Genomic DNA, 14,775 nt, shown 5'->3' on the forward strand with positions numbered 1-14,775 from the left:
TTCCCGCTCCGCAACCGACTTATTGATTCGATTGGTACCACTCGTTCACTTCTTTCGTAATGTCGTCCCCGCCCAGCTTTCTCCATTGCTCCACGAAGTTGTCGAACTCGTCGATCGGCGCTTTCCCCATGATAATTTTCAGGAACGTTTCGCTTTGCATCTTGCCTAGCGTCGCGCCTTTATCGATCATCGATTGGGTCGGCGCGCCATAAAATTCGTTGAAAATCATTTGGTTGTTTTGATCGATTTGCTCCAGAATCGATTGCGAGCCTCCCGGTCCGAACACGGAAGCGTACCCCCAGCTCTTGACGTCGCCGCCTTCGTACGCGAGCACCTTCTCATAGTTCGATTTGTCCGTGCTGTTCAGCCCGGTCGGATCTTTCTTCTCCAACGCGCCCCGAACCGCCTGGAAGCTTTCTAGGTTTTGCTTCGGCTTCCACACCCGGAACATGGACATCTTGAATACTTCCTTGCCTTCCGACGTCGTGCTGTACTTGTCGTTGTTCGCGTTCGGACCGACCGTGTTTTCAACCCAAAGATTGATCATTTTGATCAATGCTTCCGGATGCTCGAAATTTTTGTTGACTACGTGATAGTTCGCGGCCGGGTTGGACACCAGGGATAGGACCGGCTTGTCGTCGCTTGAAACCGGCGGAATCGGGATCCAGTCGCCGGGGTCTTCGGCGTTTTCTTTGCTCGAGTTCAGCGGCCAGATCGAGTTCCACATCGCCCCGTACGCGATGCCGATTTTCCCGGCCGTCGTCGATTCGGCCACCTTCGTGCCGTCTTTGACGCCGAATTCCGGATCGATCATCTTCCGATTGTACAGGTCGTTCAGGAACGCAAGCGTCGTCTTGACTTCGGGTTGAATCGTGCCGCTGACAAGATGGCCCGAATCGTCCTTGATCCAGCCGTTCGGATACGCATGGAACGCGTAGAAGATCGGTGCGATATCCGCCCACCCGGTGACGTTTCCGATAACGGCGTCTTTATTGAAGGCGAAGCCGTACGTGTCGGCTTCGCCGTTCCCGTCAGGGTCCTGCGTCACGAATGCTTCGGCCGTCTTGACCAGTTCGTCCATCGTCGTCGGCACCGGCAAGTTGAGCTTCTCGAGCCAGTCTTTCCGAATCCAGATAATTTCGACGTTGTCCAACATCGACAGCGTCTCCGGGATCGCCATCAGCTTGCCGCCGATTTTCGCCGTCCCGAGCATGAGGCCGCCGTCGCCTTCGATTACGCTTTTGGTCAGCGGCGTGGCGTATTGCTCGTACACCTCGGTGAGATCCGCGATGACGTCGTTCTCCGTCAGCAGCTTAAGGTTCTTAATGTCGACGTCGAACACGTCCGGCAGATCGTTCGACGCGAGAGCGACGCCGAACTTCTGTTGGTACTGTTCGGACGGAACGACCCATTGATACGTCAGGTTGATGCCGAGCTTCTCCTTGTATTCCTGAATCCATACGTTGTTATCGATCGTTTCGCCCTGATCGTATTTGTAGTTCGTGCCGAGGTCCGCCCTTACGCTCGTCAGCGTAATCTCGGGTTCGAACTTATCTAGAGGACCGCTTGCGAGAGCGGCGGACGGCTCGGAGGCGCCTGCGGGCGGATTCGATTCTCCGCCGGTCGGGGAGCCTGTGCTGCAAGCGGCCGTCGCTGTTGCGAGAGCGGCAATCGTTAACGATATCAATCTTGCGTTGCGCCGTAGCTTCATACCATTCCTCCTAGATTCTTAGTTACGTCTTGAGGCCTCTGGTTTTATTATAAAAAGGGATGTAAGCGTTTTATATATGACGTTTTTTACTTTCAAGCGTTCTGTTTACGTGTTTTACATTTACGTAAAGGAGTCGCGGTATTCCTGCGGCGTCATCTGAGTCGACTTCTTGAAAAACTTAGCGAAATACGCCGGAGAGTCGAATCCGACGGCGGCCGACACGTCTTGGATTTTCATTCCTGTTCTGCCGAGCAGCTCCTTCGCCTTATCGATTCGAGCTTGTTGAATCAGATCCGAAATGTTAATCCCGGTCACTTGTTTGAACAACCGGGATAAATAGGACGGATTGAAATGGGTCAACTCCCCCAGCTTCACCAACGAAATGTCCTCCGATAAATGCTCAGAAATGTACTTCTGCACACGCAGGACCGTGTCCCTCTCCCTGTTCTCGAGATGGCGCGCTTGTACCGCGAAAATGTGTTCCGCGACGGTACGCAACTCATCGACCGCGTCCGCCCAGCTTTCGAATTCAAGCCGTGTCAGCCGTTCCAACCCTCCGGTCCATGATTGCGTCTCAGCCAACCCCCAACGGTTAATATACGAGATCAGCTTTAAGGAAAGCGAAAGATATACCTCTGACGCGGGGGCGTACCGCATATTACGAACCCTCTTCAAGTAATCCGCGACTTCGGAAAACGTGTCAAAAAAATCGTGCCTGTCCCCGCGCTCCAAGGCGCTAGCGAGCTTCCCGATACGGTTCAGCTGGATCAAAAGGGTACTGTCCGGCCGCGGTGGACCCGAGGCGCCGCCGTCGAATTCCTCGGAGCCGGGATCGCCCTCGGTCGCGATAACGCCGCCGCTCGGACCGATTCGGAAGTTAAGCAGCCTCTTTAACCCCTCCGTCTTCGCTGCGACCATGTCCCATTCGCACTTCCCCTTGGCCAGCGCGAACGACATGCCGACATGAAGCGATTCCGCGCATGCTCTCTGCGCGGTGTCCAGCATTTCCCTAACGTAAAGACACGCCTGACCCCAGTCGGCAACGGCCTCTGCCGGCTGGAACAACCAGATGAAGTACGGCTCCTCATGAACGAATGCAGTATGCATCCGCTTGAACGCCACATCCTCGATTAAACTTCTCGCGGTATAGATCAAGCGGTCTTTTTTCGGCCGGTCCGATTGTCTCGAGGAGTTGTCCATTCGCCCGAGCAGCGCATAGACGGGAAGATCCGCCCGAAGCGGGAGTTCGGCCTCGTCCAGCTGCGCCTGCGCCACCGGAAGCAGCGCCTGGTCTCCCGAGAGCAAGTTACTTAAATATTGTTTCTGAAGCAGCGGAATCGCTTTGTTAACCTGCTGTCGAGCCTTGTCCAGCCGCTCCGCATCCCGGAAACTTCTTTCAACATCCGCAATCGCTTTTTCGACCGCGCCGACGATTTCGTCGTCGGTTTCCGTCTTCAATAAATAGCTCACTCCATCGTGCTTGATCGCCGTATACACATATTCGAATTGGTTGTAGCCGGTCAAAAATACGACCTTGCAATCAGGCCATCGGCTCTTGATGTTTTCGAGCAGTTGCATGCCGTCCATGCCCGGCATGTGGATATCGGAAAGCACGATATCGATTTTCGTTCGGTTCAGCCATTGCATGGCTTGTTCGCCCGAATACGCCCGGTAAATATCCAAGTTCAATCGCGGTAAACCGCCGAACAGACGGTACAGCCAATCCACGATTAGCTGCTCGTCGTCCACGATTAGCAGCTTATATATCGTCGCGTGCAATGCGAATCACCGCCTTTAATCCTCCGAGTTCACTTCTGGAAAGCAACAGTCCGCTGCCGGCGCCGAATCGGTACCGCAGCCTTCGGTGGATGTTTTGCATGCCTGTCGTTTCGACGTCGTCCATGCCGGGTTTTTCGTTCAATGATTCGTTCATCCGCTCCAACTTTTCGTCGGTCAACCCCGTCCCGTTATCCTCGACGATCACGTCCAGCGCCTCCTCCGATTCGGAAAATGAAATGTTCAACACCCCGCCGCTCGCCGTATGCGTAAGCCCGTGCTCCAATGCGTTCTCGATGATCGGCTGAATAATGAGCCGGGGTACTTTGATACGCTTGCACGCTTGCGGGGTGTCCTCGAAGTGGAGCGTCAGCCGATTGGCGAAGCGCATGCCGACGATTTCCGTATAAATCCGCGCATGCTCGACCTCCCTGTCCAGCATGACCTCATCCTCGCCGCTCCGGGTGATGAACTTCAGGTAATTGCCGAGCAACTGGGAAAACCGGGCCGCGTTGTCGTTATCTTCGTCAATGACCATACGGTGCAAAATAAAGTAGCTGTTATAAAGGAAGTGAGGGATGATTTGCGTCTGCAGCTGCTTCAGCTGCGCATGCTGCGCAAGAATTTTTTGTTTATACACCTGTTCGATCAGCGTATTGACTTTGTATACCATTGTATTGAATGCGCCGTACAAATAACGAAACTCATCGTGGGTTTGGTGCGTGATCGAAGCTTCCATTTCCCCTCTCTCCATTTTCCGGAACGCTTTCACGAGTACGGACAGAGGCTTGTAAATCAATCGATAGGTAGAAATGGAGTACAGCAAAATGAGTAGTACGGACGTCGCGGTAAACACCCAGAACCAGTAGGAATATTTTTGGAAGTTTTTCAGCACTACGCGTTCGGGGATAAATTTGCATAGGGTAAGACCGAGATAATCGGAGCTCGTATAGACGGCCCAATACGTCTCCCCCGCAATCTCGATATTAAAGTAACCGCTCTTCTCGACTGCGGCGGCTTTCCGGATATAGCTCATCATTTCCTGGTTCGTCTCCGTCCGGCCCGTGCTCGTAAGTTCGAACTGAACGTCGCGGTCGATCATGACGGCTCCGCCGTTTTCATAATCGTTGAACTGCTTCAGAGCGTTCTCCAGAACCTTCTGATCGAGCTCTACGCCGATGATGTACGCCGGCGTTCTCTTCCCCGCGTTCGCCTCCAACGGCGTATTCGACAAATTCGACACGCTTAAGAAGATTCGGCTGTTCCAGTAAATCATCTGCGCGTCTATCGAATAATAAGAGTTCGTATCCAACACCTTAAATTCGTCCTTCGGAATAGAGCTCTCGAAGGTCGCCGAGGTGACGACCCTGTTCATGGAAGGAAAATAAGCGCTAACGCTTTTAATGTACGAGCTGCTGCTGGCAACCGCTTTCAAATATTGTTGAAGCTGCGTGACCGCAACCGTCTTATCGTAGTCGTCCACCGAATCGGGTTGGTAGGCTAACAGCTGTAAATTCAGGTCGTTCGTGCTGTAAAACTGCAGCAGCTTGATCCTCTGAATTTCCTTCTCCAAATTGTCGACGTAAAAATCGACTTGGGAGAGCATCGTGTTGGAAATATCCTGCTCCTGCGTCTCGATCGCCCACTTGTAAACTTCGATACTTAGAACATATAAGGGAGTGATAATGAGAAGGAACGTGACGACCATTCTGCTGAATATGGACGGATTCAGCCGCGCCCTCACGAGCTTCCAGGAAATCGACATTCGGCGAAACCTCCCGACGGGTTACTCATCGCTTCTACCTTGTACAATAGCAATCTTCGTAATAAATTAAAATTTATCCCGATAATTGTTGCCATGGTTAATTACAACGAAAGGCCGACGGTTGCTCGCCGTCGGCCTCGGAAATCTTATGTTTTCTGCAACGCGTTCACTTTCTCGTCGAGCTCTTTGAGGATATCCTCTAGCGACTTTTCCCCCTTCATATATGCCGCGAAAATGTTTCCGAACAAGGCCGTCTCGGCTTGCCCCGCTGCATTCAAGTACAAGTCCGTCACCCGAGGAACGTTATACTCGATGTATTTCATGAATGCATCGACGTTTTTGCCTTGGAGCTCCGGTTGTTCCTTCCAATAACTTTCTTGCTGCAGCGATTTTAATACCGGGACCCCGCCCAGCAAGTTGCTGGAGAACGCCTTGTGTCCTTCTTTGGTCAACGTGTAAGCGACGAAATCGGTCGCTTCCGCCAGATGTTTGCTCGCCGGGTTCACGCCGTAGCCGCTTGTGCCGGATCCGATCGCATGTTGCTTCGGCAGCACGGGGAACGACACGACGTCCCACTCGAATCCGTTGGACTCCGCAGCGCTGATGACTGTACCGACATGGGGTCTTACGCCGAAGAAGAATGCCGCTTTGCCTTCTTCGAACTTCGGATAAGCCTCCGCATATTCGTTGGCCATGACGCCTTCCTTCATGAGATCGAGCACGATGCGGAACGCCTCCACCGTCTCCGGTCTGGAAAATTCCGCGAGTCTCGTTTCTCCATTCGCCAGAGGATATCCGCCTAACCCAAGGGCGAACGCGGTCCAGTTCGGCAGCCAATTGGCGTTGCCCGCGTTGCCGGTTTGGGTCACGTTGCCGCTCGCGTCCTTCTTCGTTACGGCTCGGGAAATGTCCACGAACTCTTCCCAAGTCCATCCGTCTTGCGGCATTTCGAAGCCCTCGTTCTCCAGCAGCGTCTTGTTGACGAACGTCACCATCTGGCTATGGTCGCGCGGCGCGAAGTAATAGTTGTCGTTAAACAATCCGTAGGAAAGCATCCCTTCGGATACGTCGTTCAAATCGACGTTCATTCGCTGGAAGGCGTCGTTCAGCGGGGCCAGCAATTTTTGTTCTTGGAACATGTTTACGAAGCCGTCAGGCAGCCAGTAGATGTCCGGCGCGTTACCGGCCGCCGCCATGGCGGGAATGTTGCCCGAGTGAGTGCCGACCAAATATTCGATCGTCACGTGAGGCTGCAGCTTCTTGAATTCGGCCGCAACCGCTTCGAAGGCTTTCTTATCCTCCTCTCCCAGCGTTCCGATCGTAATCGTGACAGGATCCTTCGATTCGGGCTCCTGCTCGGGAGCAGGCTCCGGATCGGCTGCCGGCTCCGGCGTCTCATTGGTCGTCGCAGGGGCTTCTTCCGGTTCGGCGTCGGCAGGAGTTCCGGAATTGCCGCTGCAGGCCGCCAATAGAGAAATGACCAACATGGCCGCAACAGCGGTAACCAATAATTTCTTAATTCTCTTTTTCATAAGTGTATCCTCCTTATTTTTTGATTCTCAGTTCCATCGAGTCATATTGCCGCCCGCCGGCGCATGAGCATTAATCGCCGGCAAGCCCTGTTCGTTCGATCCCCTCCACCAGATAACGTTGGCCGACCATATATACAAGAAACAGCGGTGCGACAATGAGGATGACGGCAGCCATCAGCATCCCTTCGTTGAGGTTGGCGTCTACGCTGCCCTTCAACAAATAATCGTAGTTGATAATTTCTAATTGCCACGGCATGGTAAACATCTCGGCTTTGTTGGCGAAATACCGGGGGTAAAAGTTATCGTTCCAATGCCACACGAGCGAAAACACGGCAACGACGAATATCGCGGGCTTGGCGAGCGGCAGCATGACGCGGGAAAATACGCGGAACGCCCCCGCACCGTCAATGCGGGCGGCTTCGTCCAGCTCTCTCGGCAGCCCTTTGAAGAACTGTGTAAAGATGAGCGTGAACAACGCCCCGCGAATGCCTTGTGCGAACAGGGCGGGAAGAATCGTCGGCCAATACGTATTGATCAATTCCATATTCGCGTACATCGAGTAGAAAGCGATGATGGTCGTCTGCGGCGGCACGATCAAACAGATGAGCAGCAGCACGAAAATCAAACCCGAGCCTCGGAACCGATATCTTCCAAGGCCGTATCCCGCAATCGCGCATGATAGCAGCTGACCGAACATCGGGATGACCGAATTCATGAACGTATTTTTAAACGTAAACGGGAAATTCATCTTTTGATATGCGTCCACATAATTTTGCCAGTAGACCGTATTCGGAAGCCAAGCCACGCTCTCGTCGAGCAAATCCGGGATGGACATGGTCGATCGGCTTAGCATGTAGATAAAGGGTAAAAGGAAGATAAACCCGAACTCAAGCAACACAATATAAACCAGACATTGCAGTCCTGCCTTTTTCGCTTTCTGCTTATATCGCAACACAATATTTCGCTCGTTAACAAACGCTTTCGCCCGCAAAAACTTAGCCTCAGGTTTTATCACCGCTTATGAACCTCCTTCCAATCACGAATAGAATCAGAACCATGATCAGCACCGACAAGAAATAGATCCAGCCGACGGCGGAGGCGACTCCGAATTCAATCTTCGCCAGGCTCCAATCGTTAATGAGCGCGAGCATCGAATTTCCCGGATCCGTGAAGGAGTCGATCAATGCGTATACAATCGTCAAGATGACGATCGGCGCCATCGATGGCAGCGTAATTTTCCAGAAACACTCCCAGGGGGTCGCTCCGTCGATCTGAGCGGCTTCGTAGAGCGACCGGCTCACGGACTGGAGTCCCGCTAGAAAAATCAAAATTTCTATGCAACTTTTCCACAACAGTTCTCCCATTCTGGAAAACGTCCCTTCCCCGATCAACTCGGCGATCAGAAACGATGCGCCGCCGAACCGGTCGAGAAGCGAGAACTCGCTTGCTCCGCTGTCGTTCAAGATCGTGATCATCAATCCGCTGATGATGATCGGCGTGAAGTACACGGTTCTCCAATATCGCTTCCCGGCGATATTTCCGTTCAACAGCACGGCCGCAATCAACGAAAACACGGAGATGAGCGGCGCATCGATGAGCGAGCGGACGATCTGATCGCTAAAGCTTTGGAAGAAAATCACGTCGGATACTGCCGTCTTATAGTGCTCGAATCGATTCCAGGTCCCGTTCAACAGATTGCTCACATCGGCATCCGTAAAGCTGATTTTAATGCTTGCATACAGCGGATACAGCATGAACAGCAGGAAGCCGACGATCCACACGGAAACGAACATGTACCCTTCAATAACCTTTTTCCGCTCTAAGCTGTATCCCCTACGTCGGTTCATTCGATCTCACCGCCTTCGCGGACCGCGTAGCCGAGCGGCTCTACCGTAACGCCTTCCACGGTCGCAGCCTGCTCGTTGTAGTTGACCCAAACGTGCGTGCCGTCCGCATAAGTCGTCTTAAATATGCCTTCGGCGATTCGTTCATGCCCCGTCATTCGTTCCGTCGCAACAGGCTTCAGCGCCTGCGCCCAAGCGGCATAAGCTTCTGATACTTCCGGCATCCAGGTTTCGTACTGCGCGCTGAATAAAAAATCGTAATTCGTGTAACGCAGGTCGGTCGTTGTACGGTACGTCAATTCGAATGCAGGGATCGCTCCGTACTCGATCGCCTTCAACAGCTCTAGGCGCGCGTCGTCGCTTCGGTTCAGCGCGGAAGAGAAATAGGGTACTCTCCCGTGATACACCATTTGCAAAAACGGGATATGCTCGTCGAGCAAATAATTCGGCGAGGATCTGAGCGGAATATCAAGGACGCGATCGGCATGCTTAACAGCGTAAACGTTGCCGTAATACACGCCGACGGAACCGAGTTTCTCTTTCGCCGAGCCGAGCCATCTTTCATAGTACGCTTGCGTCTCCCAGCGGCGAAGCGGATGCGCGTCGTTGTAGTCGCTCATCAGCGCCTCACCTACGTAGCGCATATTAATCGATCGAACGTCGACCGAATCAAGCTTCTCGAGACTTTGCGGGAGGTAGTCCTGTTCCGCCGAATAGGGACTTACTTTGTACCACTCCGAACTCCGGCGATACGAGCCGGCGGCCGAATCCGGATAATGGACGAACACGCGGCCGTCCGGTCTGCGGACCGCATCCGTTCGAAGCCGGACCCCGTCACGCTCCCTGCGATATACATCCGAATAGTTGTCCTCTAACGACGCCGCAATTCCATTTCGATCCATCCATTCGATCAGCTCCGTCAAGCCGCGCTCGCCGCCGAACGCCTCCTCTATGGGAAAACGTCGGGGAAGACTTCCGTAGTACCCTTGATTTTGCCAACCCTTCAATTCCGCCGAGAAGCTTTCTACCCCGCCCCTCTTTAGCTCCTCCATCATCCTCTGCGCTTCCGAGAACGTGGTCATCGTCTCCATCCGCTTGGAATAGGAGTCTCCCCTGCTCTCGACGCCGAGGAAAATTTGAATCATCGGAGGCGGCGCTTCACCTACGGTTTTTGTCGTTCCGAGCAGTGCATCCCCGGCAAGCGTTGCCAAGTCCGCGTAAGCGGTTCGTTCGCCTGAGGCGAAGTCGAATCGAACGACCCGTTCCGAACGAATCAGACTGCGTTCGATGCGTTCGATCGCAGCGCTTTCCGTAGATTCGCCGTACGAGGTAACGTACTGTTTACGGAAGGCGAATTCGAAGCCGCCTCGGAAGAACGGATTGTTTCGGATGCCCGGCGGACTGACGATCACCTTGGCATCGGCCGCCCCTCTCTGAATCGTCTGAACGACCCCGCCGCCGGACTTCACGATGCCGAATGCCGGAACGGCGACCGATTCGCCCAGGGGAGGACCGTCCATCGGATCGAACGTCGGATCCGCGCCGTAAATCCACTTGAAATATTCCGAACTCGCGGCCTGATTGTGTAACCGATCGAAGTAGACAAGCGCTCCGCTGCCGTCCGGGACGACCATATACCCTTCCTCCCCTTGCAACGCAGCGCCGAACATCGGCAGCACCTTAATCGATACGAGCGCGCTTCCTTCGTCGCTCTCTCGAATGCCCTCATCGGGAATTCGAACGTAGAAACCTCCGTCCTCGAGCACGAATTCGGCGATAAATGCGATATTCAACTCCTTCAGTTCGTAATGGAACTGAATTCCGTTTTCGATTTTGTAAGCTTTCCACGTCGTCTCGTCATTGTTGACGCCGGTTTGCTGCGTTTTACTGAAATCGGCCGTGTATACGATCTCGAACGGCGAACGGATATTCCGCGCAACCAGCGGACGTATGTCTGCGACTCCGGTCGGATCGGGGCTGCTCGCCCAAGTGAGGCCCGAGGCAGCATCTTTAATCGCGAACTGTTGATTGGCTGCATCCGCTAGCAATTCGAATCGCCCGTCCGACGCATACGTTTGAAATCCTTCCGCCATCGGAAGCTCGCCTCCTTCAGGCTGCGCCGCGGGTTGGAACGGATCGGAGGAAAACTCGGTTTGCATTCCGGAATCGGGAATGATCCACCACGCAAGCCACAGCGCGGCGGCGCCGAACAATAGCAGCTTGACGGATCGTGCAAGCCGTCTGCGGTTCAGGAAGTTAATTGCCAACGTAGAACGCCTCCCTTGCAATCGCCCGCCCGAAGTCGATGACGTTCATTCCCAATCCGAAGACCAGCATATAGAGCAGGACGAACACGACGCAGCTGACGGTCGTAAGCCCCAGAATCCCGATCGCTTTGCCCGTTTCGTAGCTGTGCGTTTCCCTGACGCTGACGAAAAACAGGAACGCCGACCAGAGCACAAGGATCGTCTCGAACAATTGAACGAACTGTTGTTCCTGCCATGTTAACAAATGAGTTAATGCGTACAACGGGATCGAGAAAAAGATGAATGGCGTAAAGTTGTATGCGGTAGCGATAAACACATCTCTCCAACGACCCTCTCCTTCCGTAATGGTAGCGATGCCGTAGTTGACGACGCTCCATATGATCCAGAGCAGTATGGGCTGAAGAACGACAAATTCCCATTGTACGAATTGCAGGGGCACAGGCCGGTAGACGAAGCCGGTGAGCCAATATTTCGAAGACGTCGCAACCGCATACAGAGCGATAAGAAGGAACGCGTGGCTCCATTTCCCTTTGTTTTCGTAGCGGAGCTCTTCGTATCCCAAGAACGGATGCAGCATCACGCGGTATGCGTACTTCAAGAACCTCAACAGTCGGATCCCAGGGTTTAGGAACCAGTACCGTTCGATCCGTTCCGGCAGGCGTCCCCCGATCTTGTTGCGGAAGGTAAAGAAAAGATAGAGGAGCGCGAACGCAATCAGTGTGCAGGATGCGATGATGTCGAAATGCTCCTTCACGTACTGTCTGCGAAATTCGTAATAGGCTTCCGAGAATCCGTCTTTGTCGTAAGCTTCGCGGAAGGAAGCCATCGCTTCCGCGTAGTCGTCCTGGCGCATTTCGATTTGTCCCATCGCCTGCAGGGCGAGCTCGTAGAAATTATTGTTATCCCGTACCTGCTGCCAGGGCTCGAACGACTCCTCGTATTTTCCTTCGCCGTACAGCGCGTTGGCCTCATGAACGGTGGCGCTGAACGCTGTCTTGCGAAATTTCAAAACTGCGTTCAACATCTCGTCGAGTACGTACAAATTGCCTTCGGCGTCCGCTTCGACGGCGACCCCCGACAACTTGTTACCGACGCCCTGACCGTTGCTGCCGAAGGCGAACAAGGCGCGTCCGCCGACGTCGTATTGATACATGCGGCCGAACGTCTGGTCGAGGATCGTCATGTTCCCCTTCCGGTCGATCGCGACGTCGACGAAGTTTTGCGTTCGATCCTCCCCATGTAAAGACGGGTCGGTAAAATCGCGTCTCCCTCCCGGGTATATGTCGCCTCCGGCCATATTGAACTTTCGGATCTGTTTTGCGCTTGCCCCCGTAGTACTGGCATATAGATACCCATCCGGCGCCAGCGCGACATTATTGAAGGAGTACGGCAAATTGATATAAGCGCCCGCGCGCTGCTCCTGATCGTACAAAAACCGGATCAGCGCGTCGAACCAAGTCGCCTCCACTCGGTTGCCCCCGAAATACCCCCGAAACTGCCCTTCCCGGTCCAGCATCAGCAGTCCCTTATGGTCGCCGCTGTTTACGACATAAAAATATTTGCGCGAATCGACGATGACTTTCACCGGTTGATATTTGAATGGGTCGCGAAGGAGCGGCGAAGACGGTTTGCCGACTTCGCGCAGGAAGCCGCCTTCGGCGTCGTATTGCACGATTCGTTCGCTCAAGCTGTCCGCAACGTATATGCTGCCGTCTTCCTCATCTACGAACACGCCGCGCGGCGCGGCAAGCGCACCGGGGCCGCCCGCTTCCCCGCCCGCTCCGATGACGAGCAGCACGTTCCCGTCGGCATCCGTTTTGACGACCCTTTTATTCTCCGTATCGGCGATATACAGGTGATCCTGGCGATCGATGAACAAATCCTGCGGTTTATTGAACGCGCCCGCTTCGTCGTTGTCGAGGGAGATGTACCCGTCGGGAACGTATGGCGCCGGAATTTTCAATTGAAAATGATCGGGACTGATATAGTAATTCGGGTATGGCGTATCCGCCTTCCCCTGTCCCGGAACCATAGAGACTATAAACACGATCGCCAGGAGGGACGTAACGGCACATTGTACGAAACGGCTCAAGACGTTACGCCCCCTCTACGATTTAATACCCGAATGCGCCATTGTGGATAACACTTGCCGTTGAAACAACACGAAGATGAACACGGTCGGCACCGTCATCAGGAACGTCGCGGCGGCGTTCGCGCCGCCGCGCGCCACCCCTTGCCCGTTCACGGTCGATAAATAATAAGGCAGCGTCTTCATTTGTTCGGACTGCGTAAATAATGCGGAGGACCCGGCATCGTTCCATACCGCGGTAAAGGAGAGGATGACGACCGTCGCCCACGCCGGGCGAATTAACGGCAGCGCGATTTGGAGCAATTGCCTCCATTCCCCCGCACCGTCCACCTTGGCCGCTTCGAAGATTTCGTCCGGCACCTGCTCCAAAAATTGCTTCATGAGAAACAGGCCGATCGGAAAGGCCAACTGCGGCAAAATAAGCGCGTGATACGTATCCATGAGACCTAAGTTGACGATGACGAGGTATCGCGGGATTTCCACCACTTCCGGCGCGAACATCAGCGATATGACGATCAGGCTGAAAAACAGGTTCCGCCCAGGGAACTTATGCTTTGCGAGCGGGAAGCAAGCAAGAGACCCGAGCAATACGGTGAATGCGACCGTAACGCCGCTGACGATCACGCTGTTAAACACATAGCGCACGAGCGGAATGCGATCGCCGCTCATCGCAAACAACAAATCTCTAAAATTATCAAGCGTCGGGGACTGAACAAAAAAGCGAGGAGGGTACAGAAACAACTCCTCTTGGGGCTTGAATGCGGTGCTGACCAGGAAGATCAACGGCAGCATCATGAACAAGCCCAGCAGCGTCAGATACAGGATAATGAACAGTTGACCGGCGTCTATACGTTTCAATGGTTTATTCTCCTCTCGAAGAAAACACCGCAAAGCATAATCTTCCGAGACCGAAAATGAAGAAGAAGAGCACGACCGATACGGCTGCGGCATAACCCATTTCATACCGGATCATCGCGTAGTCTTGAAGGTGCAGCACGATGGTGTGTCCCGCGTACAACGGACTGGGAAAACCGGCGATCGCCTTACTGATTTCGCCGACCCGGAACGATCCGACGACGGCGAGCACGGCGCCGAACAGCATCTGGGGTTTCATTGCAGGAATCGTAATATACCAAAGCTCTTGGAAACGAGAGCGGATTCCGTCTACTTTTCCGGCGTCGTACAGCTCTGAGTTCACCGTTTCGAAGCCTGCGAGAAAAGCGAGAAACCCGGTGCCCAAACTCATCCACAGCGAGATGACGATAATGACGGGCATGATGTATTCGATGTTTTGAAGCCATTGGATCGGTTCGCTGACGAAGCCGGCTTGCATGAGAATACTGTTTAAATACCCGTAGCTGTCGTTCGCGAATACGACGAGCCATACGACGGCCATCGCGACGCCGCTCGTGAGCGAAGGAACATAAAAGATCGTCGTATAATACGGGCGGATTCTTTTCGGAATTTGATGGATCAACCAGGCGAACAGGAAAGCCAAGATGTATCCGATCGGTCCGGTCACCAGCGCGAAGTAGAGCGTGTTCATCAGCGCTTTGATAAAAATCTCGTCGTCTACGAACAGCGTTCTGAAATTGGACCATCCCGTCCAAACCGGGGGTTGAAGGATGTTATAATACGTGAAGCTCAATACGCCCGATGCGGCCGTAGGCACGATGATGAATAGTGCGAACAGGAGAAAGAAGGGAGCCAGCATGAGATAAGACGATCTCCACTTCCAGATGTCGCGAAGCAAATCCTTCACCGGCTCGACGTTCAAGACTGCTCCCCCCT

10 protein-coding genes are annotated in these 14,775 nt (G+C 53.7%); all 10 read right to left on the bottom strand.

Annotation, left to right across the window (positions count from 1 at the left end; translation table 11 throughout):
- Positions 1 to 19: 19 nt before the first annotated feature.
- On the bottom strand, positions 20 to 1,711 hold the full coding sequence (locus RIN49_RS05955) for an extracellular solute-binding protein (RefSeq protein ID WP_309119247.1): 1,692 nt from the start codon (positions 1,709 to 1,711) through the stop codon (positions 20 to 22).
- A 120-nt stretch (positions 1,712 to 1,831) separates the two neighbouring features.
- On the bottom strand, positions 1,832 to 3,490 hold the full coding sequence (locus RIN49_RS05960; RefSeq protein WP_309119248.1) for a response regulator transcription factor: 1,659 nt from the start codon (positions 3,488 to 3,490) through the stop codon (positions 1,832 to 1,834).
- Positions 3,471 to 5,252 carry a sensor histidine kinase gene (locus RIN49_RS05965; RefSeq protein ID WP_309119249.1) on the bottom strand — a complete coding sequence of 594 codons (1,782 nt, stop codon included), beginning with the start codon at positions 5,250 to 5,252 and terminating at the stop codon, positions 3,471 to 3,473. Before RIN49_RS05965 ends, RIN49_RS05960 begins: the two co-directional genes overlap by 20 nt.
- 146 nt (positions 5,253 to 5,398) lie before the next feature.
- Positions 5,399 to 6,784, bottom strand: coding sequence for an ABC transporter substrate-binding protein (locus RIN49_RS05970; protein WP_309119250.1), 1,386 nt, complete (start codon positions 6,782 to 6,784; stop codon positions 5,399 to 5,401).
- Positions 6,785 to 6,854: 70 nt separating this feature from the next.
- A complete protein-coding gene (locus tag RIN49_RS05975) occupies positions 6,855 to 7,619 on the bottom strand; it encodes a carbohydrate ABC transporter permease (protein WP_309119251.1) in 765 nt (254 codons plus the stop codon).
- Positions 7,620 to 7,785: 166 nt separating this feature from the next.
- Positions 7,786 to 8,631, bottom strand: a complete 846-nt coding sequence (locus RIN49_RS05980) for a carbohydrate ABC transporter permease (protein WP_309119252.1) — start codon at positions 8,629 to 8,631, stop codon at positions 7,786 to 7,788.
- Positions 8,628 to 10,895, bottom strand: coding sequence for a DUF5696 domain-containing protein (locus tag RIN49_RS05985; protein WP_309119253.1), 2,268 nt, complete (start codon positions 10,893 to 10,895; stop codon positions 8,628 to 8,630). The genes RIN49_RS05980 and RIN49_RS05985 overlap by 4 nt, the downstream gene beginning before the upstream one ends.
- A complete protein-coding gene (locus RIN49_RS05990) occupies positions 10,885 to 12,987 on the bottom strand; it encodes a YIP1 family protein (protein WP_309119254.1) in 2,103 nt (700 codons plus the stop codon). Before RIN49_RS05990 ends, RIN49_RS05985 begins: the two co-directional genes overlap by 11 nt.
- A gap of 15 nt (positions 12,988 to 13,002) precedes the next feature.
- Entirely contained in the window at positions 13,003 to 13,842 is an 840-nt protein-coding gene (locus RIN49_RS05995) for a carbohydrate ABC transporter permease (protein WP_309119255.1), read from the bottom strand.
- Between the two features lie 4 nt (positions 13,843 to 13,846).
- Positions 13,847 to 14,761: a carbohydrate ABC transporter permease gene (locus RIN49_RS06000; protein ID WP_309119256.1), complete on the bottom strand. Its 915-nt coding sequence runs from the start codon at positions 14,759 to 14,761 to the stop codon at positions 13,847 to 13,849.
- Positions 14,762 to 14,775: the final 14 nt, after the last annotated feature.

The organism is Paenibacillus sp. (assembly GCF_031177825.1).
In the GTDB taxonomy this organism is placed as follows: domain Bacteria; phylum Bacillota; class Bacilli; order Paenibacillales; family YIM-B00363; genus Paenibacillus_AE.

Excerpts from the sequence above, each read along its gene's own strand:
- RIN49_RS05955 (WP_309119247.1), bottom strand. The coding sequence starts at position 1,711 with ATGAAGCTACGGCGCAACGCAAGATTGATATCGTTAACGATTGCCGCT.
- RIN49_RS05965 (WP_309119249.1), bottom strand. The coding sequence starts at position 5,252 with ATGTCGATTTCCTGGAAGCTCGTGAGGGCGCGGCTGAATCCGTCCATA.
- RIN49_RS05970 (WP_309119250.1), bottom strand. The coding sequence starts at position 6,784 with ATGAAAAAGAGAATTAAGAAATTATTGGTTACCGCTGTTGCGGCCATG.
- RIN49_RS05975 (WP_309119251.1), bottom strand. The coding sequence starts at position 7,619 with ATGTCCATCCCGGATTTGCTCGACGAGAGCGTGGCTTGGCTTCCGAAT.
- RIN49_RS05980 (WP_309119252.1), bottom strand. The coding sequence starts at position 8,631 with ATGAACCGACGTAGGGGATACAGCTTAGAGCGGAAAAAGGTTATTGAA.